Annotated in this window: 19 protein-coding genes and 2 pseudogenes; 6 read left to right on the top strand and 15 right to left on the bottom strand. The window is 46.5% G+C overall.

Annotated elements, in window-relative coordinates; genetic code table 11:
• Positions 1-653 precede the first annotated feature (653 nt).
• Positions 654-1019: pseudogene (locus tag IXB50_RS22235) on the top strand (IS1 family transposase); the annotation flags it as partial.
• Between the two features lie 154 nt (positions 1020-1173).
• Here IXB50_RS22235 and IXB50_RS18985 read toward each other — a convergent pair.
• The 4 genes from IXB50_RS18985 to mtnA form a co-directional block, all read right to left on the bottom strand.
• Positions 1174-2061 (bottom strand): ATP-grasp domain-containing protein, encoded by an 888-nt coding sequence (locus IXB50_RS18985; protein ID WP_215610569.1) that lies wholly within the window; start codon positions 2059-2061, stop codon positions 1174-1176.
• A gap of 33 nt (positions 2062-2094) precedes the next feature.
• Positions 2095-2223 carry a hypothetical protein gene (locus IXB50_RS22545; protein WP_281413297.1) on the bottom strand — a complete coding sequence of 43 codons (129 nt, stop codon included), beginning with the start codon at positions 2221-2223 and terminating at the stop codon, positions 2095-2097.
• Between the two features lie 26 nt (positions 2224-2249).
• Positions 2250-2507 (bottom strand): hypothetical protein, encoded by a 258-nt coding sequence (locus IXB50_RS18980; protein ID WP_215610568.1) that lies wholly within the window; start codon positions 2505-2507, stop codon positions 2250-2252.
• A 355-nt stretch (positions 2508-2862) separates the two neighbouring features.
• Positions 2863-3879, bottom strand: a complete 1017-nt coding sequence (gene mtnA / locus IXB50_RS18975; RefSeq protein ID WP_215610567.1) for an S-methyl-5-thioribose-1-phosphate isomerase — start codon at positions 3877-3879, stop codon at positions 2863-2865.
• A 26-nt stretch (positions 3880-3905) separates the two neighbouring features.
• On the opposite strand from mtnA, the gene mtnB reads away from it, so the two are divergent.
• Together mtnB and mtnC are read left to right on the top strand one after the other, a co-directional pair.
• The gene (gene mtnB, locus IXB50_RS18970; protein WP_246564712.1) at positions 3906-4511 is read left to right on the top strand and encodes a methylthioribulose 1-phosphate dehydratase; all 606 of its coding nucleotides are present in this window, start codon (positions 3906-3908) and stop codon (positions 4509-4511) included.
• 130 nt (positions 4512-4641) lie between these two features.
• Positions 4642-5304, top strand: coding sequence for an acireductone synthase (mtnC, locus tag IXB50_RS18965; RefSeq protein ID WP_215610565.1), 663 nt, complete (start codon positions 4642-4644; stop codon positions 5302-5304).
• A gap of 70 nt (positions 5305-5374) precedes the next feature.
• Here the strand turns inward: mtnC and IXB50_RS18960 are convergent, their stop codons facing one another.
• On the bottom strand, positions 5375-6163 hold the full coding sequence (locus tag IXB50_RS18960) for a cupin domain-containing protein (protein ID WP_215610564.1): 789 nt from the start codon (positions 6161-6163) through the stop codon (positions 5375-5377).
• 110 nt (positions 6164-6273) lie between these two features.
• Here IXB50_RS18960 and metF point away from each other — a divergent pair, with 110 nt between their 5' ends.
• Positions 6274-7137, top strand: coding sequence for a methylenetetrahydrofolate reductase [NAD(P)H] (gene metF / locus IXB50_RS18955; protein ID WP_215610563.1), 864 nt, complete (start codon positions 6274-6276; stop codon positions 7135-7137).
• A gap of 74 nt (positions 7138-7211) precedes the next feature.
• On the opposite strand, the gene IXB50_RS18950 is transcribed toward metF, so the two are convergent.
• From IXB50_RS18950 to IXB50_RS18925, 6 genes are all read right to left on the bottom strand, one after another.
• The gene (locus IXB50_RS18950; RefSeq protein ID WP_215610562.1) at positions 7212-10322 is read right to left on the bottom strand and encodes a hybrid sensor histidine kinase/response regulator; all 3111 of its coding nucleotides are present in this window, start codon (positions 10320-10322) and stop codon (positions 7212-7214) included.
• Positions 10323-10325: 3 nt separating this feature from the next.
• Positions 10326-12746 carry a methyl-accepting chemotaxis protein gene (locus IXB50_RS18945; RefSeq protein ID WP_215610561.1) on the bottom strand — a complete coding sequence of 807 codons (2421 nt, stop codon included), beginning with the start codon at positions 12744-12746 and terminating at the stop codon, positions 10326-10328.
• A 104-nt stretch (positions 12747-12850) separates the two neighbouring features.
• A complete protein-coding gene (locus IXB50_RS18940; protein ID WP_215610560.1) occupies positions 12851-13411 on the bottom strand; it encodes a chemotaxis protein CheW in 561 nt (186 codons plus the stop codon).
• A gap of 40 nt (positions 13412-13451) precedes the next feature.
• Positions 13452-13817 (bottom strand): response regulator, encoded by a 366-nt coding sequence (locus tag IXB50_RS18935; protein WP_215610559.1) that lies wholly within the window; start codon positions 13815-13817, stop codon positions 13452-13454.
• A 73-nt stretch (positions 13818-13890) separates the two neighbouring features.
• A complete protein-coding gene (locus IXB50_RS18930) occupies positions 13891-15285 on the bottom strand; it encodes a response regulator (protein WP_215610558.1) in 1395 nt (464 codons plus the stop codon).
• 847 nt (positions 15286-16132) lie between these two features.
• A complete protein-coding gene (locus IXB50_RS18925) occupies positions 16133-18022 on the bottom strand; it encodes a GTPase family protein (protein ID WP_215610557.1) in 1890 nt (629 codons plus the stop codon).
• Between the two features lie 98 nt (positions 18023-18120).
• On the opposite strand from IXB50_RS18925, the gene IXB50_RS18920 reads away from it, so the two are divergent.
• Both IXB50_RS18920 and IXB50_RS18915 read left to right on the top strand, forming a co-directional pair.
• A complete protein-coding gene (locus IXB50_RS18920) occupies positions 18121-18492 on the top strand; it encodes a nucleotidyltransferase family protein (RefSeq protein WP_215610556.1) in 372 nt (123 codons plus the stop codon).
• Positions 18489-18968, top strand: coding sequence for a ribonuclease toxin HepT-like protein (locus IXB50_RS18915; RefSeq protein WP_215610555.1), 480 nt, complete (start codon positions 18489-18491; stop codon positions 18966-18968). The genes IXB50_RS18920 and IXB50_RS18915 overlap by 4 nt, the downstream gene beginning before the upstream one ends.
• 171 nt (positions 18969-19139) lie before the next feature.
• On the opposite strand, the gene IXB50_RS18910 is transcribed toward IXB50_RS18915, so the two are convergent.
• The 4 genes and pseudogenes from IXB50_RS18910 to IXB50_RS18895 form a co-directional block, all read right to left on the bottom strand.
• On the bottom strand, positions 19140-19484 hold the full coding sequence (locus IXB50_RS18910) for a XisI protein (protein WP_215610554.1): 345 nt from the start codon (positions 19482-19484) through the stop codon (positions 19140-19142).
• Positions 19475-19885, bottom strand: coding sequence for a XisH family protein (locus tag IXB50_RS18905; RefSeq protein ID WP_215610553.1), 411 nt, complete (start codon positions 19883-19885; stop codon positions 19475-19477). Before IXB50_RS18905 ends, IXB50_RS18910 begins: the two co-directional genes overlap by 10 nt.
• A 60-nt stretch (positions 19886-19945) precedes the next feature.
• Positions 19946-20029: pseudogene (locus tag IXB50_RS22880) on the bottom strand (SUMF1/EgtB/PvdO family nonheme iron enzyme); the annotation flags it as partial.
• A gap of 265 nt (positions 20030-20294) precedes the next feature.
• Positions 20295-22721, bottom strand: coding sequence for an EAL domain-containing protein (locus IXB50_RS18895; RefSeq protein WP_215610552.1), 2427 nt, complete (start codon positions 22719-22721; stop codon positions 20295-20297).
• Between the last annotated feature and the right edge of the window lie 187 nt (positions 22722-22908).

Raw genomic sequence — 22908 nt, 5'->3', positions numbered from 1 at the left:
GTGTGTTTTTATTTGCTCTTTATCGCCTATTGCCGCTTCTTCGTACATCCCTCTCTACAAATTTGTACAAAGTCCAAGAGTTGACAGTCCCCCAGAATTTGGGAAACCCCATTATGCCTAATTAGGATAATAGAACTCCTTCCAGAAAAAGGGAGCCTTCAGAATTTTGAAATTAATTGTGATCACCTACTTAGACAAATAATCCTCAGATGAAGTGAAATCCTGATAAAACCTTTTAGATGGCATAGCGAAAGAAAGCCGTTCTCTCAAAGGAAAGCTTGGGCAGTCTAAAAATATACATGGCCATCTACGTTGACAAAGGTAAAATCCATCATTTTTTGCGTGAAATGGGGATTTACTTCCTTAAGCTTCAAACACCCTGAAATACAACATACCTATATAAACAAGAAAAAGTAAAATCCAGGTAAAATCTGCCAAGAAATATGTTGAGTTTTATATACGGCTATAGACCGGCAGAGGAAGGTGTGAAAGCAAGCGATTCGGGCCTTATACAGATTGATTCGATGGAATATGCACTGCAGCCATTAAATAATTTACTAATCTTTCAATCTCGCCTTGCCCTTTGACTTGCCCTCCACGTGTGAGGACACAACGTTTTCAAACAGGGGGTAAGCCCCATGGAGGTTTTGCCCCTGTGTGCTGAGTTAATGGCCAATACAGAAGGTAAAACTGTCTGTAAGATTGGGTATACCGATGATTGGGGTGGCTACGAGCGCATCTTATCTCCTGATATCATGCATGTGATTGGCAAAAGGAATACCCAACGACTTGAGCGCACGAATGGCATCATTCGGCAACAGACAGGATGATGGCATCGACGCCAGAACAAATTTGGTAAGTGCTGGGAACAGACTCAGGTGACGACTCGATTAGTGGTGACCTATTTCAATTGGATCTGGCAACATGGCTAGACGAAAGATACCGCAGCACAGCGGGCTGGATTAACCACACAGCCTTGGATGTGGTATGACGTTTTGACCTATCCCACTTTTTACTGAGGTACGACCTGAAATTCGACGTGTCTATGCTGGCATGATGATTGCCATTCCTCCAGTTCAGTGGCACCCCCTAGCTTGTCTCGATTGACACCATCTTGGCAATCCATAATATGGCCACAAACTTAAAGCGAGAAATTTTCCCAAGAGCTGAGTCTCATCTATGCCTACCCCTATTGGCAAGCCACTGCTGGGCTAATGACGTCACATTAGCCATGTAAGATGCTGGGCGCTGAATCAGCTCTAGCATAAATTGCCAGTGCAAAGATACCAAATTACCATGGACGATCTGATGGGCATGAATTGCTTCATTCACAGCAGCCCAAGCATCGCTGCATACATCTTGGCCTAATTGTTTCTGAGCTTCAATCAGCCCCGTTGGCGAGCCTGGATTCAGCTCAGTAATATACGGTGTTTCTCGTCCGATCACATCAATGCCAACAATAACAATCCCTCGCTTTTTTCCCCAGTCAGCAATTTGGTGTGCCGCTGCCATACTGGCAGATGAGACATTTTCTAAAGGCACAGCAATGCCTGTCCCCCCTTGCGCCATATTAGCCAAGGCTTCTTCACCTGGCGGGATACGATTGACAGCAGCAATGGGTTTACCATTGGTATAAAAAATACGCATGTCGCCATCCTTAACGTCCGGCAAGAATTTTTGCGCAATGATCACAGAACGATTGGTTTTGGCCTTTTCCTCAGCATAGTCCCAGATCTGTTGCCGCCAATTTTTATCTGTTAATTTGATGATTTGTACATCATTGCCACCATAGCTCTGGATCGATTCTTCAACAATAGGTACTGAAACCAGTTTATTCTTTTTGGGATATTGCTGTTGCACAAAACTGGTAACTTCCTGAACGACAGCGTAGACACTACTAGCAGCGCCATCGGAAGCAATCACAAGATCTTTTGGTGTTGTTATGAAAACTCGATCACCGTTTTTAATGGCGGCTTCCATTAAGCCCAATGAGGTATCATGCCCTGGCTCTAAAGAATCGATGGGATCAATGATAAACAATACATCTTTACTTTGTGCCATGGGGATCAATGCCTTTTCGTTTATAGAACAACATCATCGTCCATCTCCCACCTGTGGTAATTCATAGCGTTCACCAAACTGAGCATAGCCTGTTACCAGATCCAACTTATCGGCATGGTGTGGTTTACTCAGCTGTGCTGGATCAGCACCGAGTCGTTGCAATGCTTCACGATGCTGATTAGCTTCGTTTATGTAAGTTGTTGTTTGTAACCCGTGCTATCCAGGTTAGCGGCTTGCAAGTCACGTAATACATGCTGAACCTGCGTTGCATTAGCTAGATGTCCTGCATACTCTCTTTGCTGTTGTAACGCGTATAGCTCGACCTCAAAGCCATAGGTTTGTGAGTTGCTTGTGTTGCCAGTCAATGATTGTGCATAAAATGCATAGATATCTCCTAGGCTAGAAAGCCATTGGTCGTTTTCTTCGAGTTGAATTACGCTGGTCATATTGCATTTTTATTAAGACATTTTTTATCTAAATCACGTCCAAGTTGAAACCTGTAGTTTCCTATACGAAAAAACGACCGTCCTGGACGTGGACAAGGTTTATCTTAAATGCTGGCCCTCCCATAGGAAATCAGCCAAATAGGCAGTAATATGACCTGCGCTATGATCATGGTGCAACGAGATACCTAGCCACAACCTGCATCGAAAATATAAGCATAGAAAAGTAAAATCTAAGTACAACCCTTGGCTATTAGCCAAAAGTAGACTTTTTTCTAAAGGAAAGAAGCTAGTGGTCTGTCAAGATTAAGATTGATGATGAGTCATGGAGGGATAGAACCTAATTGAATCCTCATTCCTAAAGTCCCTGGGATTTTAATGCTTTCAAGTTGTCAGCATAGGGGGGAGTGATAATCCCTGTCTCGGTGATAATGGCAGAAATCAATGCAGCAGGGGTGATGTCAAATGCTGGATTAAATACAGGGGTATTTTCGGGGCAAATGAGTTGACCCTGAATATGGGTAATTTCTTTAGTAGACCGTTCTTCGATCTCGATCGCCTCGCCATTGGGGGTGGCAAGATCCAGGGTGCTCAGGGGACAGGCCACATAAAAAGGGACGTTGTGAGCTTTAGCGGCTAAGGCCAGGGCATAGGTGCCAATTTTGTTGGCAACATCACCGTTTGCAGCCACGCGATCGCACCCAACAATACAACAATCCACCTGACGGGTTCTCATCACCCATGGTGCAGCCCCATCAACAATCACAGTGTGAGGAATACCAAACGCTTGACACTCATAGGCAGAAAGTCTTGCCCCCTGTAGTCGAGGCCGAGTCTCATCCAAAATAGCATGGATATTCTTACCCCGTTCGTGGGCAATCCGAATGACGCCCAACGCTGTGCCATAATCAACCGTGGCCAGACTGCCCGTATTACAGTGATGAATTACCGTCGCATTCTCTGGGATCAGACTCTGGGCTTGCTCACCAATCGCCTTATTTACCAAAACATCTGAGTCATATAGAGCAAACGCCTTTTTCTCCCAATCGGAAACTGGCGTTTGCAACATAGTATCAACGGCCCACATTAAATTAACCGCCGTTGGCCGGGCGGCTTTTAACAAAGTTGCTTTTTCCTCAAGGTTTTCACCTTGTTGGGCTGCTAGTACTAGCCCAAAAGCCGCTGCAACACCAATCGCAGGGGCCCCTCTAACCACCATCTCCTGAATAGCCTCAGCCACCGCATCAGCGGTATCGCACACAACATATTCAGTCACTAATGGTAAACGACGTTGATCAAGTAAGTGTAGAGTGCTACCTTGCCATAGGATGCTTTGAAGGCGTGATTGGCTTTGCGCAGTAGAGTTTTTTAGCATATCAGTTACCTATGGACGGACACACCATGCATGATGATCTAATAAATATCATGCAGTTAGCATATAACCGTGGCTGGACCTTGGGGACTGGGGGCAACTTTAGCGCTGTTTTACAACGTGATCCATTGCATTTGCTAATGGCTCCCAGTGGTGTCGACAAAGGTACGGTCAAGGCCGATGACCTGATTGTTGTTGACCAACAAGGTACTGTAATCCAAGGAGAGGGAAAAGCCTCAGCTGAAACGGCTCTACATCGTACCTTAGCGCTGCATGCTAATGCTGGCGCTGTTTTGCATACCCATTCCCCCTACGCCACAGTTTTATCGCTCCATTTTGTCAGCCAGGGTAGGGTTAGCTGGGAAGGATATGAAATGCAAAAAGGGATTGTCGGTATTAACACGCACGATACGCGGTTAGAGCTACCGATTCTGCCCAATACCCAGGACATGACCACCCTTGGTCAAAATATTACCCTTCCCTGCACTGACTGGCCCTATGGTCTATTGCTAGCTGGCCATGGCCTCTACGTATGGGGGAGAAATTTATTTGAAGCAAAACGGCATCTTGAAATTTATGAATTTCTATTACAAGTAAAATATTTGGAAACAGGCAATTGTTTACCATCTCAGTAAATCAGCCTTCGAGTAAAGACTTTCGAGTAAAAACTATGGCGACACTTCAGGTATACACAGAAACCACGCCAACGCGTATAACCGATCAGACGGATACAGCCGTTGCCTACCCCCTACATCAACTAGTGGCATGATCAAGGTTATCCTGCTTGATATTGAGGGCACTACCACCCCCATAGACTTTGTTACCAAAACACTTTTTCCCTATGCCCGCAGTCGCTATAGCTCCTTTCTGGAGGAAAATTTCGCATCGTCTGCTATTAGGGAGATCATCGAGCGGCTTTGGTTGAACTATGGGAGTGAGGCACCGGCCCTCTCCTGTTGGTCTGAACAAGATGACATGTCCGGTGCAGCTGCATACTTAACGTATCTCACTGATCACGATCGTAAACTGACTGCGCTTAAAGATCTACAGGGAAAGATCTGGCGTACAGGCTATGAGAATAACAGCCTCAAAGGAGAGATGTACGATGATGTATTACCCGCTCTACAACAATGGCAAGCCCAGAAGCTAACCATTGCCATTTACTCCTCCGGCAGCATTGCAGCCCAGCAGTTGATTTTTGGTTATAGCAATGTTGGTGATCTAAGGCCCTATATTTCAGACTACTTTGACACGACGACCGGGGCTAAAATCGATAGTAGCAGCTATCAGAAAATTGCTAAGCATTTAAAGGTTACGCCACAAGAGATTCACTTTTACTCTGATAATCCCAAGGAGATCCAGGCGGCTCAGGCCGCAGGTTGTATTGTTACAGAGATAAGACGGGAGAAAAACCATATTCTCCCATGAATGTTGTGGATGACTACTAGCAGTGACTATGTATGACTTTTCACTATGCCATCTAAAATCACTATGCCATCTAAAAGGCCATCGCTCGCCCTAACGCCAATTCTTGATCCCACAAGATAGCTTCTTCAGGATGTTGAAAGTCATCACCTACAACAAATCTTTCCGTTTCATCGGCAATGGGGTAGGTCTTAACATAAATCAAGCACCCTGCCTCTGTGGAAGGACTGTAAGGAGAATTGACAGGATACCGTAACCAACTACCCGCTGGGTAACAGCCTAATTCATCGCACCAAGTACCTTGAATCACAAAGATCTCTTTTATCTCAGTTTCGATAACATCCAACAACTGAGTACCAGGTAACCACTGCTCAACCCAGACCTTTTCGGAGAATCCGACTTGCTCATATAGAGGTTGAACCCTAATTTGAGGATTGATGCCTGTTTGCCAAGGCTCCTCAAAAATCCTTCGTCTCACCTGGTGACGAGTTTTACCTCCATGTTGTCGTAGTTTAACAAACGTTAAACATCCTTCCTCACTGTAGGGGCGATGGTTAAACCCTTCAGGGTTAAGCATGTAAGTGCCCGGTGGATGTACACCTGTTTCGTCTGAGAATTCTCCTGAAAGCACCAAAATTTCTTCCCCACCTGGATGCCCATGATGGGGGAAAAAGCCCCCTGGATCAAACCGAGTCAGCATTGTTGTTGGATGGTCTTGAACCTCATGATTAGACTCAAAACAACCAAACCAGATACCGGGAAAAGAGGTCTGATGCCAAGCCAGGGATGTTGGGAGTACAGATACGCGGGTTAACAGATTTACATGAACTTGCTGAGGTTGCCACAAAGACTGGGAAGTCATCTTGATCTAAACTTATAACCGTTTGTGCTAAAATTATTTTCGATAATAATACCACCAAAAAATATTAGTTAGGTATTTTCGTTACATGAGTTAAATAAAATCATATTAGAATGGTCACTCCCATGGTCAGTAATCAGTTACCCATAAGCTTCGAGTTCTTCCCACCGAAAACAGAGGAAGGCATCGCTAAGCTCATGGCACAATACAAGCTCTTAGCAGCCTATAATCCTGAGTATTTTTCGATTACCTATGGGGCTGGGGGTACCACTCGCGATCGCACCAAGCAGCTGGTTCTAGATATCAATGCCAAAGGGATTCCCGCCGTTCCCCACCTATCCTGCATTGGCGATACCCATCACTCATTGAAAGCGCTATTAGATACTTATAAAAACACAGGTATTGGTAATATTGTTACCCTGCGAGGCGATCTACCCAAAGATGTGGCTGATGTTGCCAACGAATTTCACTATGCGAATGAACTCGTCACCTTTATTCGGCAGCATTATGGTGACAGCTTCAAACTCATCGTCGCCGCTTATCCAGAAGTGCACCCAGAAGCTAAAAATGCCCAGCATGACCTGATTAACTTCAAACGCAAGGTTGAAGCTGGAGCATCCGCTGCCATTACTCAGTATTTCTATAATTCAGACGCCTACGAAGACTTTGTTAACCGCTGTCAGCAACAGGGGATAACAATTCCTATTTATCCAGGGATTATGCCAATTACCAATCATGAGAAATTAGCCCGATTTAGTCGCATGTGTGGGGCCGAAATCCCTCAATGGATTGAGAAAAGATTGTTGGATTACCAAGATGAGCCCTCAAGTTTAAAAGCCTTTGGCCTAGATGTGGTTACTCAACTATGTGAAAAGTTGATAACTTTGGGGATTCCTGGATTTCATTTTTATACGCTCAATCAGTCAACGCCTACCCTGAAGATTTTAGAAAATCTGAGGTTGACATCAGCCGTTTAGGGTTCTTACGATCAAACAACCCATTCAACCTCTAATCGGTATCTCCAACAGTAGGAGACAATGCCTTCCCCAATCTATACTGCCTCCAATATCCCAGTCAGTTGTTTTAATTGTTGCAACAGTTCTTGTTCGTTATATGGCTTCGAGAAATAAGCCGTGGCTCCTAGGTTAATCGCCAGCTTGCGGTGTTTCTCACTACTGCGAGACGTCAACATCAAAATAGGTAATGTCTCATAGGCTGGTTTCTCTCTGAGTTCTTCTAAAACACCATAACCATCAAGACGAGGCATCTCGATATCACAAATCACGGCCTCAACGGTGAGACCACCCATCAGCTTATCCACGGCCTCGCGGCCATCCTTGGCTTGTTCTACCAAATAGCCTGACCGTTCCAGGGTAGTCGCCAAGTAGCGTCGAGCATGGATAGAATCATCCACCACCAATATTCTCGCAGCCTTGGACTGTGCAGGCATCACTGGAGCCAGGGGCTGCAGTGATGCCTGTTCTGGTCCGGCAACGATCCACTCCATCAGACGAATCGGTTCAATCAGGGGGATCACCCGGCCATCGCCGAGGACCGTCACCCCTCCAAATCCTGCGGGTAATGGCATGGGGCTCGCCACCGAACGAATAGCCACTTCTTGCTCCTGCCAGAAGCGGTCGATTATGAGGCCATAGCAGTTCTTGCCTTCCCCCACAATTACGACCATCGGACAGTTGATCATGGGTTGACCACTCATTGCCAAGGGTCTGGACCGCATGGTCCAATGTTCTTCTAAACGGATTAGAGGAATCAGCCCACCTCTCCAGGTCATGGATGACTCCGTCATATCTATCGCTGGAGTCCTGATCACTTCCTGTACCATATCAACAGATAGGGCAAAGACTGAGCTGCTACGCTCTAATAACATTACCCGCAAAATCGATAGGGATAGCGGAATGCTAATGGTAAATGTGGTCCCCTGACCAGTTCCGGTGGCCACCTGGATATCACCTTGCAGTTCTTTGAGGTTGGTGCGTACTACATCCATACCAAAGCCCCGTCCCGATAGCTCGGTCACCGCATCACTGGTGCTAAAGCCAGGTTCAAAAATGAATGACAGTAGTTCTTGACGCCCCATGGTGTCCACCTGGTCAGTGGGGAGATTGTAATTGCGGACGCGATCGCGCACCCGCTCTAGATCAATACCACCCCCATCATCACTGAGGGTAATCACAACACGGTTACCGCGATTCACCGCCCGTAGGGCGATTGTTCCCACAGCCGGTTTCTTTCGGGCTCGGCGGACATTAGGGCTTTCGATACCATGGTCAAAGGCATTGCGCAGCAAATGCATCAGCGGATCGCTGAGCTGATCCAGGGCAAATTGTTCGATCAGGGTGGTGCCCCCCTCCAGCCTGAGCTCTACCGGTTTGTCATACTGTACCGACCAGTCTCGAACCACCCGAGGAAAGCGGCCCACAATCTCTTCAAACGGTCGCATTTGGGTTTGGGTAATGTGGTTTTTCAGCGTCCGGCTGGTGTAGTTAAGACTGCCAACGGCCTGGCCGATTTCATTGAGACCCAGCTCAATATCACGGCTCACCTCTTCTAGTTTAACAATGGTCTCCATGTGCTCCTGGGCTAGCAGGTGCAGCTTAGAATAGCGATCAAACTCCAATGCATCCAGTTCTTCAGGGGCAGCGATGGTAGGAGACTCATTTTGCCTCACTCCATGGGGGCTATGGGTAACAGGTATGCTATCTACATTGGCACCGACCACAGACATTGGACCTTCTGTAGATGCCTGGTCATACCACTGCCGTAGCTCCTTGTTAAACGAGGCCAGCGTCACCATCCGCTCCTGCATCAGCTCACTAAAGTCCTGCAGTTGTTCTAGCTTGAGGTTAACAGCGTTACGGTTGAGAATTAGCGACTCAAAGGTACTGTTAATTTGCTTGAGCTGGTCCACCGAGACTCTCACAGTGGATGTTTTTTGCACCCTGGCAACGTCTGATCGGGGGGGACTGCCTAGGGGTACGAGTGGAATAACTGGGGAGGGGGGCTCTCCTAGGGAGGGGGGCTCTTCCAGTGGGGAAGAGGGCTCTCCCAGTAGGGAGGAGGGCTCTTCCAGTGGAGAGTTTAAAGCAGGTTCTGACTCCAGGGTGGCAAATTGTCCCTGGAGAGACTCCAAGTCAACTAATTCGTCAAAGTGATTCTCTACAGCTGCGAGATCGGGGACTAACGGAGCGTCTAGATCATCGTTTGGCAATACTTCTTGCGGTATGTCTGCGGTCATATCCAGCGCCGCAAACTGATCCTGCAGTTGGTCTATATCATCAGAGCCGAAACTGGGTAAGTCAAGCGGCAACTCAGGCAACACCTCGGACAAGGGGCCTTCAACATTAGGAAGTTCGACAATACTGCGATGATTGCTTTTAACCAGCTTTAGTTCACTGGGCAACCGCTCCGTCCGTCCCAAGAGCACCAGGGAATGACATCGTCGCCAGACCTTCATCGCCTGGTGTGCGATCGCACAAATATCATCAGGCTGGGCCTGGGTGCACTGCTGTTGAACAGACTGACATAGGGAGACAAACGAGTCCAGCTGAGCCATCAGACCAAACTCAGACATCTGTCGAGCCATAGCCATCAATGCCTGCTTTAACTCATCGCCATCTAGATCAGGCAGTGTCTCCTCAAACTCTTCTAAGGTATCGTCAACACTGGTGGTAAAAATAACAAAATCGAGGTTCTCATTGTTATCCTCCGACAGCAGTCGAGCTTCATCCTCAGGGGTGAGAGCGCCTAAACGCTGAGTAAGCTGAGCAAAGATGGGATCAACATCATTGCCTAACCACCGAGGGTCAATGGGCTGCTGATCATGATATTGTTGCCGAACTGTTCGTAGGAAGTCTACCCCCTGCAGCAGCAGGGTCTCCAGATGGGTATCCACCGACAGCTGACGGGCACGCAGAATTTTAAACGCGTCTTCTAGATTGTGGGCCACCTGAGCGAGCACCCCAAACCCCATCATGCCAGCCGTCCCTTTAACAGAGTGGGCCGCCCGCATGGCAATGTTGATTTGGGCGGCATGATCGTCCGCCGTCTTGAGACTTAGCAAGACAGTCTCAATCTCGCCAAAGTAGGTTTCAGCCTCTGCTAGGAAGGTGAGTCGAGCCTGTTGCTCCTTATCTAGTTCCATGGTCTACCCTTCAACCTTAAATTGCTCCACTGAGGCCTGTAGTTTTTGCGCAACCTGGGCGGTTTCCTGGATCGCCTGGGCCACCTGAGTCGATGATTGAGACTGTTGCTCAGACGTTTGGGTGGCCTTCTGCATCAGTTCAGTTACAGCCTTTGATACCATGGTCTGGTTAATGGTAGAGGCAGAAATATCCTGCATTAGCTGGTTAATTTTCTCTGACTTAGCCAGTACCTGCTCCAGCTGTTGCTGAGTCGCTTTTACCCGTTGACTACTATCAACTACCTGCGCGGTACCGGTTTCAATGGCTTCTACTACCTCTTGTGTTTCTGTCTGAATTTCAGCCACAATCTGGGCAATGGTTTTGGTAGCACCTGCCGATTGTTCTGCCAGGGAGCCCACCTGCTCTGCAACCGCCGTAAAGCCCTGTCCCAGTTCACCCGCTCGCGAGGCCTCCACACTCGCATTCACCGCCAGCAAGTTAGTTTTTAAGGCAATTTCATCAATCAGGCTAACGGCCTGGGCAATTTTCTGGGCCGATTCCCCCAGACGCTTAATTTTCTTCGCCGTCTCACCCACCGTTGAGCGCAGATCTAGAATACTGCCAGCGGTTTCTTCCATGGACAGAGAACCAGTTTGGGCCGTCACATAGGTATCATTGGTCAGGGTGGAGGCCTCATTGGCGTTATCTGCCACTGTCTGAATCGACTGGTCCATTTCTTCTACTGCTTTCACCGCAGTCTGCAGCGAGTTCACCTCTTCAATCGCCTGTTCCGCCAGGGTGCGAATCTGCTGTTCATTAGCCAACAACGATTGACTTACATCCCCGGTGGACTCTTTTACATTGACGGCAATTTCTCGCAGGTTCTCGACAATGGCGTTGATCAAGTCAGCCACAATTCCCACGTCGTTTGAAGACAGTTTGGCCCGCACCGATAGGTCCCCGTCTGCGGCATCACCCACCTCTTCCATCAACTGGGTAATGTCGTTTTCTAGGGCTTCCCTTTCCTCTCGTTGTTCATCGGCAAGCTGTTTTTGTTGGTTAATCAAAGATTGAAGTTGATCCAACAGGTTGTTAAAACTTTGACCTAAGATTTTTGTCTCACGAGTACCTGCCAGCATGGCACGGGTATCCAGGTCACCAGAGGAGGCCTTTTGAGATGTGGCAGTCAGGGTTTGTAGAGGAGCAGAGAGTTGGCGGGCAAATACCTGGAGTAAAACGGCAACAGTGACACCCAAAACTGCCGTAGTGGTAGCAAAAATCAATAACAGGTTACGTCCGGCTGAGTTGATTTCAGCAATGTCCACCGATGCGATCGCAACCCAAGGGGCATTGGGCACCGTGGCTATACTGTATTCTCGACCACCAACTTTCAATAAGGCAATCAAAATTTCCTGATCTGCACTGGTTTCAATCCGCTCTAATTCGACTAAATTACCCTGTAACTGTGGTGCTAACTCTTGTTTAATTATCTCCACATCTTCCCCGGTCCGGCCTAGTTGACCATACAATGCCTGGGCAAACTGCGCTACCGGCTCTCCACCATCAACAATGGTCGCATCAAGCGTTTCCTTGTCGACAGTAACGCTACTATCTGCAGTAATGGTCGAGAACGCGAGCAGAGTTCGGGTATCCATCACCTGCACCTTTTGGGAACCTGAAATCGCCGTTGTCAAATAAACCTCAAGACGTTCATTCAGGGTAGATAGGGGAAAAAGGGCCTTCATCACCCCTAAAAATTCTTCAGGATTATCAGCAGGGTGAATGGTCTTGGCAATTGGTAACCCTACCGAATTCGAGGATTCATCAAACTCTACAGGCTCAACATATCGAATTGATTCTTTTGCCCCTTGCCACCAGGCCTCATCCCACTGCACAAAATCCGATGTGGGATTACTATAGGCAACGTTCAAACCATGGCGCTCGGTAATAAAGATTTCTCCCAAACCTTCCACCAACACGACGTCCGCCATATACTTGTTAAGCACCTGATTAGGCTTCAGCAGCTTGAGCGCACCAAACTGCTTTTCTAGAGACTCGATAGGTTGATCAGCCAGTCCTTTCTCTTCAACGTCTTGATCAGCCTGGCGCACAGCGTCCAGAATAGTTGGGTTAATTAGTACCCCTTCAATAATTCTAAAGTTATCTTCTACAAAAACGTTGGCGGCTTCACTGGCTAGCACCGATTCCTCTTTCAGTAGTAATAGAGCAGCCTCTTGTTCCGACTGACGGGTAACCAGAATCGCTAAACCACTGGCCACAACCAAGGGCAGCAGGGTAATGGGCAACAGTGTTTGCAGGAGCTGCCTGCTAAGGGGGCGTCCTTCGGTGGCTTCTGTTGTTGAATTTTGTAGGCTTCGCCCCTGAGATTTTGTCGGTTTTGGGGACTGACGTTGGTCGTCGAGTGAATATTGCTGAGCGGTCATAACGATTTTCTACTCTCTTCAGTTATCAAATAATCAATAAACGTGAAAAAGAAAATTATTCCGTTGCTGATTAAATCACCTGAGGATCAACAACGCCAAAATAATTAATCGGTTGTCGGTAGCTGATGTTTTCCAATAGCCTCGGCACTCAAAATAAGTATGGGTTTGCCATCCAGAACAACCTGACCACTTAAATAAGGTTGTAAATTAGACTCGACTTCATCGGTTGGAAAAACAATGTCTTCAAGGGATAGTCGGATGGAACCCCGAATTTTTGGAACCACTAGTCCCAAATAAAGTTCCCCCTCTGTGCTCACCTCCATTGTCTCCATCGGTAGTGCCCGAATAACCACTACCTCATAATATTGAGACACCTCCAAGGCAACAGGTAACCCCAATAGTTGTGGGAAATTGATTACCCAAAAGACCTGACTTTTGGAACTCATTAATCCCAATACATGAATGGGCATATTGGGCATGGGTGTTACCCACTGAGGCGAAATCAACAGGGTTTCCTCAATCCAACTGAGTGCCAGCGCAACGGTCAGATCTGGGGTTAACTCCAATCGCAGGAACTGTTCACCGACAACGGGCTGAGGATTAAATAACTCGGGTAAAAGCTGCTGCAGTCGGTCTGCAGGCTTTAACGCCTTAGACGTTTGCATAGACGTTTGCATAGAGAGTAAGGGGGCTTTGGAGATAAAACTACAGGATGGCAAATCGGACAGCTTCTACCAATTGATCAGCGGTGCAGGGTTTGACCACATAGCCAACCACCCCCTGCTTCTTGGCCCAACTTTTATCCATGTTGCGACTTTTAGTGGTACAGGCAACAACGGGAATATCAGCCGTGTCAGGATCTTTCTTGAGTTTACGACAGAGCTCTAAACCTGTAATATCAGGCATTACTAAATCCGTCACAATCACATCTGGACGATCGGCCTTAACCTTGTCAAAAACCTCTAAACCGTTTTCAATCCCCGTAACTACATAGCCTGCCTGCTCCAGGTAATGGCTGATCAAATCCAGCTCAGATTTCACGTCGTCGATCACCAAGATTTTTTTTGCCATTGTGCTCAATACCTTACTACTACAATGATTACTTCACCAGAGACAAGATTTGCCTTAAACCTAAAGGGGTTAATTAAAAAGAGCGTTTAATTTCTAAATAGGTTTCTAAAACCCTCATAAGTTGTGCTTTTGAAAATGGTTTTTCTAAATAGTCAGTTGCCCCTGAAGATTGAGCCGTGGCCTTATTGAGCGGACTCGCATTACTGCTAATCATGATGATGGGAACATCTTTGAACATGTAGCTACGTTTTAGGATTTGGCAGAGAGAATTACCATTAATACTGGGCATAGAAACATCCATCAGTACCAGATCGGGTTTCATGACACATATTTTTGACACAGAGGCCACCGGATCAATAATGGTTTTAAGTTCAAAATGCTCTGGATCCAGATAGCTATCAATCTTCTCTAACATGGCCTGACTATCGTCAATGCAAATAATTAGATGTCGAGTTTTCGGCTCTATAGATGAGCGCTTACCCAAACTATTGGAACCTGATTGCTGCTTGATGATGCTCCTGGTGTTAGACGACAACCTGTGGTTAGTCACCAAGCCACTGCCAACAGACGACGCCTTTTTGACCACCAAGCCACTGCTAGCAGACGATGGTGCATGAACTACTAATCCAGCGGTCTCAGACTGACGTACAGTAGCCACACTTGAGGTCATGTCAGACGGTTGTTTTGTCTGCGGGATCCAGGGTAATCGGTCCAGGGGTTGGACCGGAGGCCATAGCTTGATCACTCGATGCCGAATATAGGGATACAGAAGTTTGGCTAGTTTAGCCTCATCCTGTTTGACAGCCTGGGCCAACTGACGAATACTGGCTCCCTGCATCAAGCGGGCCAGGGCGGTTAACATTTGGTGCGGTAGGATCCCCTGGGGAACCTCCTGATACAGGTCGCTAGTGTTTTCGCAGTAGGGTCTTTGGTGGGGAGAGATAATGCGATCGCAAACAGACTGCCATAGCTTTAACCGTGCCAAAAGACGGTCGATCAGAGCCGAAATATCAACGCCTTGGGTGTTTACATGCCATAGATCCTTCGGCATCGGGTACCAGTTTACCGTTGCAGCATCCAACCCCAAAAGAGATTCAACCGCGTCCTCCGCCAGCTTCGCCAGAGTATTTTCAGCCTGCTCTAAACTAAGCGCCTCATACCGGACCAAAGCCGCAACAACTTTACAGGTCCAGTTAAGCGCTTCCAGCCCCTGGTCTCCACTCTGGCGTTTATATGAATCTGAGCGAGCCAAGCGCCAATAGACAGACAATGCCGCCTCATACCCCAGGCTGGGTAACACAGTTTCCAATGCTGTCAGATACTGCAATGAATGGGCAGCAAACAACAACTGTCCATCGACAATATCAAGACACCATTCGACATCTTTACCAATAATATGAACTCGACCACTTTGAGAAGATGCAATCGACTTTTGCAGGAAAGAAGTTACCTCAAATTGATCATGCATAATGCGCCTAGGCTCTGATAAATATACTGATAACAATTGCATATTGAGTTTTTCTCAAAGAGAATACTTCCCATACAATCGCCTAAGTTATATAGAGCTTTTAGCTATCACCCAAAAGCTCTATTTCCTCATATTGTCATGACCTTTAGCGTAAAAGCTTCAGCCATTACTATTAAGTGATATCCAAATCTCATAATTTCAAACAAGGTTCATACTTTATTGTTTATTTGCTTATATTCTGCAAAAAAGCAACCATTTCCGGCAAATCTTGCATCCTACCTTTAGAACAAGACAGACCTTTAGACAATAATTGTGCCAACAACTTTGCAGATTACACAGCCCCTAGCAACCAACATTACTTTCAAGCATTGAACAATCACTGATGCCGTGAACTATAGGCACAAAGATTTAAATTAATATGTGGATGCCCTTCGATATCGGGCGCTATCAGTCAGGATTTCGTATTAGTTCGTATTAGATAGTTAGGCGTTCAACTTAAACCCAAACCTGGTCTTCCCTAAATTTAGAAGAAGAATTACCTTTAGATTTCACCTATGATTACTTAAGAAATTAAGCCATATAAAACTCAATTATTGTCTGAATGATATTCACACCCCAAGAACCAGTCTCATCATCATGATGAGACCATCAAGCAAGACTAATGTTGAGTAGATATGCACCAATATATGGAAAACCTTAAATTTCCTTATCTACAGTGTAGAGAACCAACCTGAAAATTCATATATTGCCTGGTTCAAGAATTCCTAAAACAAGATTAATTTTATATAAACAATGTGCATACTGGATACCCGTATGCCGTATAAGGCTGATCTAGCAATAGTCTGGCCTAAGCAATCGACGCGTCTGCTTGGCCATATTCCTGCAAATACCGGTCAAACGCCCTATCCAGTCGATTCGTCTCTCCTAACCAATAGGCCGTCAGTGCATGCCCAAAGGCCCAAGCATTTTGCTCTGGTGGAGCATCATTATCCAGCAGCGTGGGCCAGAGGACGGCCAAATCAAAACTGCTCTCCTCCTTAGCCAGCAGATTAAACAGCTCATAGGCCAGCTGTAACTTACCGATCACCACCGGAGCATGCTCCACCGGGATTTTTTCCATCAGCGCCGTCGCCAATAGATCTGAGCCCGTCATCATCCGCGAGATGTAGCGTAGGATTGGGCTTTTGAGCAATTCGGTTACCCCCTGGGTAGTCGTCATCTGAAAAGTGTACTGGTCAATTAGCTTAGCTGCCGCTGCCGCCAATGCCGTTTGATTGGTTAGAAACCGCGCCAGACGATATTGCTTAGCATTACCTAAGGTTTCCACTAGTTTTAGCGCCAGGGTTTCATCATTCCAGGCGGTGCGATCGCTGTCATAGGTGACCAGCGGCACCACGGTCACCTCACCCAAGGTCTCTATCCGATAGGCAACGGCATCACGGATAGAGGCTTCTTTGGAACGCTCTCCCGCTTGCCAATCGTAGGGCGGCTGCCATTCTCGCACAGGTCGCAGTCGATCTACCTGGGTCAGGGCCACCACCGTAGGGGGATACTGCTCAGCCGCCTTAAGATCGTGCAAAAAGGTTTTATCAATCTGGAGCGCCGGGTCTAAAGCCGGTGTTGCCAGCACTAGTAGATCTGCATTAGCAGCCTGTTCGAGCACCAAGTCCCGAAAATCCCCCCGTGAAATCTGCTCATAGCCAGGGGAATCAATCAAGTTCAAAACTTCGCCGGTGTCTAGCTGCCAACTGTACTGACGCAGTTTATCGGTACTGGGTAAAACATCGACCTCTGCCAAATCCGTTTTAAAGAGGGTATTGATCAGACTACTTTTACCAGCACCGGTACGTCCCACAAGCATGAGAGAGACTGGCTTTTGTTCAACCGTTTTAGCCGGGGTAGCGGTTTCTAAAATAGACTGGAGCGTCGCCGTTTTGGCCCCTGTTTCCAAAGCATTGGACTTCTCCGCATCAAAGATTGCCGGGAGCGTATCGCCACCATAGAGCATGGCCGTTTGCTGGGCCAGGTTACGCAGCGCCGTTTCCCTCAGCAGCTGACTCAGATTCACCAGTAATTGCTGATTGGCCTGGGTGGAGCTTTTCTGACTAGCCACCTTCGCCGCCGCTGCCGCTGGGTTAAGCAACCACTGGGCCCAGTTCCAAGCCCGCCACAACTTGCCCATGGAGGGTTCTAGCTTGCGATAGATTTCATAGGCTTCGTACGCTTGACCTACGGTGACCTGGTTTAGCACCGGAGCCAGCTGGGTCATGGCTCGGTCCATGTCATCCACCGTTCCCCGGATCAGTCCATAGGCCTGGGTGACATAGATATTGAGCAGCGGATACTTCACATCCGGGTGATAGTGGTGGGCCACCGTCGCCACGATACTCTGGCACCGTTGCCAAAAAGCGACCCAGTCGTCCCATACGGGCGCATCCTCTCGGGCTGCGGTCAAAATCGGCTGTAACGAGGCTTCCAGAGTTTGATTATCGTCCCCACTGGCCGTCACCGATGTCAGCTCTGCCTTAACAGCAGTAACAATTTGCTCAATTTCACGGGGTTTGGTCCAGTGCACCAGCAGCCAACGCCAGCCGACAAATACTAATAGAATGACGCCCCAAACCCAGGTAATTCCCCAGGTACGTAGCTGAAAGCCCGCCGCAATCATGACAAAGATGACGACCAGTACCAGCGGCAGCGCTAGTACAATCCACTGCCATCGTTTTAGCTGCACCATCGTCTTTTACCACGTCATTTTTTCTAGTTTAAACAAGGGGCTAATATGGCAGTAGGGGAAACATCCGAACCTGGATTATAAACGCGAACTCGTTATGTATGGCTTCGATTGATGCTCAAAAAATGCGCCTGTATCGACAATCGGCCCAAAAACGTGCCGAGCAAAAAGAAGATGAATTACAGTGCAGGCATCAGTGGGCATTATCAATTGCTAAAGAAGCTGCTGCAATCCTAAAAAATGAATTTCAGGTGCAACGAGTGGTTTTATTTGGTTCGATGGTGGACTGGCAGGCTACCCATGCAAATTCTGACCTTGACCTAGCGGTTTGGGGACTCTCAGACGATGCTCTATACTCTGCGGTAGGTAGGTTATTGGCTTTGGACAATCGATTAAAAATTGATTTAGTGATGGCTGAGGATGTCTCTCCCAATGTCATGGCTGAGATTGAGCGTTTACATCAAGAGCTATGAGTAAACAAGCGATCGCACTAGCCGCTCGAATCCGATCTGAACTGAGTGATTTGGCACAGATTGTCGAACGTGCTCAGACACTTTTAACAAAAGCTGTTGAACAGGATGAAGACTATTACGATGGGGTTGCCTTAAATCTGCATAGTTTTTACACGGGAACAGAACGGATTTTAGAAGAGATTGCTAAAGCAATTGATGGTTCTGTCCCTGATGGTGCGGGCTGGCATCGGGATTTATTAATGCAGATGTCTGCCGAACTATCAACTATTCGACCGGCTGTGATCAGTCATGGTACTCGCCATTGTCTAGATGAGTATCGTGGGCTGAGGCATATTGTCCGAAATATTTATACGTTCAATCTCAAGCCTGCTCGTCTACGTGAGTTGGTTACTGACCTACCTCAATGCTACGGATCATTAAAGGCAGATATTAATAGCTTCTGCTCATTTCTTGATGAGTTGGCTACAGATACATAATCTGTTCTCACGATCCAAAATTCTAGTGCCTAGACTCCGTCTGGGTACAATCCGCGAGGCTCGGTCATGCCATCTGCCATAGGAGGAACTTTACTGCCGTAACGCTCAAAGCCTTTCTGGTCTCACTGATCAAACCAGTGGCTTACCTCAAATATTCAGTCAGATATACCCTTAAGCAACAGCAAATTCTGTATGCTTTCGCATTGAAGGATGGTGAAAGGCTAAAACAATATCTTGTTTTGGTACACCCTTATCTACCAATGCATTGGCTATTCCTTCTTCTGTTCCATCGTGTTGGATCCAGATTTTGCCGTCCTTAATATCTAGATGCAAGACACATCCATAATTACGATGGCCATTGGGCTTCCAGCCTACGTGTACTAATTGGTAATGATCGCGTTTTGTATCAAAAATAATTTGTGTTTCGAAATCTGTGCGTGTAGATGATTGGGCTGACCGTTGACCACGTTCAGATAACAGTTCTTGGATGTGGGTGCGATACTCTTCTAATGCCATAGGACAATGATCTCCTCATCCGGGTTATAAACTAAAAGACGCAACTGACTACGTTTAATCGCAGTTTGGATAAATTTTAAACTAAAAAAAGTTGTATAGGTTTTCTCTGGCACCGCCAGGTACAAGATTCGTTCCGGCTCTTCTTCTTCTAGAGCATATTGATAGTCGATGAACTGTCCATGGGCTGTATGAAACTCGGAAATAGGAGAAGTTCCAATAAAGCTTTTGATTTCAACAGCAATTTTACGGCCTTCGCGTTCTGCCCCGATCAGTTGCTTCGCGCCTAAGTCGATATACATTTCCACACCGCCTATGGCTAGTCCATAGGGATCATGGGTAACTGTCCAACCGTCTTTTTGCAATGCTGCCTTCACTGCATAATGAAATACATCTTTACCCATAAACTCCAGTTCATTGCTGTAGCCTTATTTTAACCTGAGTTACCTGATTCTGATTAAGGAGAACAGTGTATTGGTACCTGCTTGACAGGCATATTCCCACTCTGCTTCTGTTGGCAAGCGATACTCTCGTCTTGTATGAAATGAGGAAGAGACTGGTTGAGATAAGAGTTTGATAGCAGAACCGCTAAAGGTTTTCTAACCAGAGTCTTAAACTCAAACACGCCGGTCTCTATTTCTGCGGGACCTGCACTGATGGCCTCATCGCTTTCTACGATTTCAATATTGACCTTAATTTTGTAGTTCCCCATGACCTAAACCCTACGTAGTCGGATGGTCTCTAGGATAGGTGTTCCACTGCCAAAAATCGACTGGCGAGAACTCTATCTCAAGCAGGGCAGTGGTTTTAGCCTTAAGCTATTTGAATTGCACAGGTAGAATAATTTTCCACCTTTGTGGCTGGTAAAGGTTGGGAAAATAGATAGCCCTGGCCAGCATCACAGCTTAGTCCTTGCAATTCAATGAGCTGTTCATGGGATTCAATACCCTCTGCAATGGTCTTAAATCCTAATGCTTTAGCCAGATTCACAATCGCACTCGTAATCCTAAAATTGCGATCGCTATTATTTAATCCATCTACAAAAGAACGATCGATCTTAATTGTCGAAATAGGAAATTGCTGCAAATATCGCAGAGAGGAAAACCCAGTGCCAAAGTCATCAAGACTCAGTTCAATACCTCGGCTACGAATCAACTCCATTATTTCGGTAGCAACCTGAATATTGTGAATGAGACTGCTTTCAGTGATTTCTAACTTAAGACATTGTGGGTCTAATTGAGTCTCTGTCAGGATAGTATCAATGGTGTCAAGTAGAGATGGATCTCGTAGTTGCTGACCAGACAGATTAATACTGACATATAAATCTGTTGTAACTTTCCCTTCAACCTGCCAAGTTTTTAACTGCTTGCAAGCATTCCGTAAAACCCAATCGCCAATGCGATTAATCTGCCTTGTTTCCTCAGCAATAGGGATAAATTCAGATGCTGACATAATACCCTTCTCTGGTTGATGCCAGCGCAATAAAACCTCAAAGCCTTCAAGCCGATGGGGTTGTTGCAGATTCACTAGGGGTTGATAATACAAACAAAACTCTTGTTTTTTAACAGCCTGGCGTAAAGCAGCCTCAGTTTCTACTAAATGCAGGGTTTGAAGATACATCTTTTGATCAAATACGGCATAGCTTGCTTTTCCCTGACTTTTGGCCTGATACATCGCAATATCAGCATCACGAATAATTTCATCGACCGTCTGATACGATAAATTAGAAAAGACAACCCCAATGCTGGCACTGGTAAAAATTTCTCGAGCCTCTAACTGAAACGGTCTTTGCAACTCATTTTGTAGACGATAAACTGTCTTTAGAGCATCATTTAGTTTCTCTAGTTTCTCTAGTAGAATCAAAAACTCATCCCCTCCCAAGCGAGCCACTTCATCGACTCCCCTTACCGTCGTTTTTAGCCTTTGAGAAACTTGAATCAGAAGCTGATCACCCACCAGATGTCCAAGACTATCATTAATATGTTTAAAGTTATCGAGATCCACAAACAAAACGGCAAAATGTTCATGGGGTTGCCGTTTTTGGTGTTCGATTGCTAGCTCCAAACGATTTAAGCAACAGACTCGGTTGTCCAAACCCGTTAGACTATCGTGCAATGTTTCGTAGGTTAATCGCGCTTCTGACGCTTTACGTTGAGAGATATCGCGTCCACTACCATAGAGTAATTTTTCTTGGGGGAATTGCACTAGATTCCAGGCTATCCAATGACATTTTCCATCTTTTGACTGAACTTGGACTTCCAACCCATTAATGTCTTGTCCTTGGCCTAGGGTATCCTGTAAATCCTGTCTAGTATCCTGCTCTTCTGGAAGCATGAATTGCCAAAAAGACTGGCCTAATAAATCATCGCTTGTATACCCCAATGTAGCAGCCCAGGAAGGGCTGATGCGTCTAAAGGTACCGTCTGTGTCGGCGATAAATAATAAATCTATAGCAAGATTGAAAAAACGATCGCGCTCTAGTTCAGCTTGCTTACGTTCAGTAATATCGTGAATCATGCCAAACCGCAGGGTTTGTTGTTGAGCCTTTACCCATGATTCGGATAGCAAGACCGTCCGATCTGCTCCTCTGGAAGGTTTGAGGGCTAGCTCAGTTTTGAATATGGGAGATTGTTGTCGTTGACCGTTTTGGTTGCCCTGGGACAAGAGTTGTTTTAATATTGGGTACTGAAATGGGTCTAACCCTTGCCCCGACATCGGACTAATGGGGTAGGAACAGAGTTGTTTGAGGGACTGGTTGAGGAATAGCAACTTGCCCTCTTCAGTGGCCATATAGACCCCATCGTGAATACTCTGAAGCACATGGGTTAATAAGCATATCTCTGTAGCCGCTTGGGACCGTTCTATCGCATGTAGGATAGAGCGTTCCAGGAGGGGGCCAGTCAACAGACCTCCTTTGACTAAATAATCTGAAGCCCCCATGGCCATACATTGACGATCGATGTCGTGGTTGCCTAATCCTGTCAAAAGAATGATTGGCTTCCGTAGACCAGAGTCTACAGCAGTTTGCAATAGTTCTAACCCAGTGTCTGCCCCTAAACGATAGTCCAATAAATAAACATCATGGAGGTCAGTCTGTAGGGCATCCAGTCCGGCTTGAAACGTATTTACCCAGGTTAGTTCAAAGGATGCTTGCTCTGACTCTTGTAATAAGTCTCGGGTCACAACATAATCATCTTCGTCGTCATCGATTAGCAAGACTTGGTATGCTAAATCACTCATTGTTATAACACTCCTTGCATCTATGACGATACGACCTGACTCTCAAAGATGAGTAATTCGTGATAGAAAAACGTTCGATATATTAACAAAGCCTCTAAGAAGCGAACCATTAATAAGTTCCAAAATTAGATGTTGGAGACGTTCCATGGAACGTCTGTACAACCAGAATCTGGAAATTAATTGATTT

Origin of the sequence: Leptothoe spongobia TAU-MAC 1115, from assembly GCF_018739885.1 — a bacterium.
Lineage (GTDB): Bacteria > Cyanobacteriota > Cyanobacteriia > Phormidesmidales > Phormidesmidaceae > Leptothoe > Leptothoe spongobia.
Note: the sequence above shows the minus strand (reverse complement) of the source record. Positions and strands in the feature narration are given on the sequence as shown.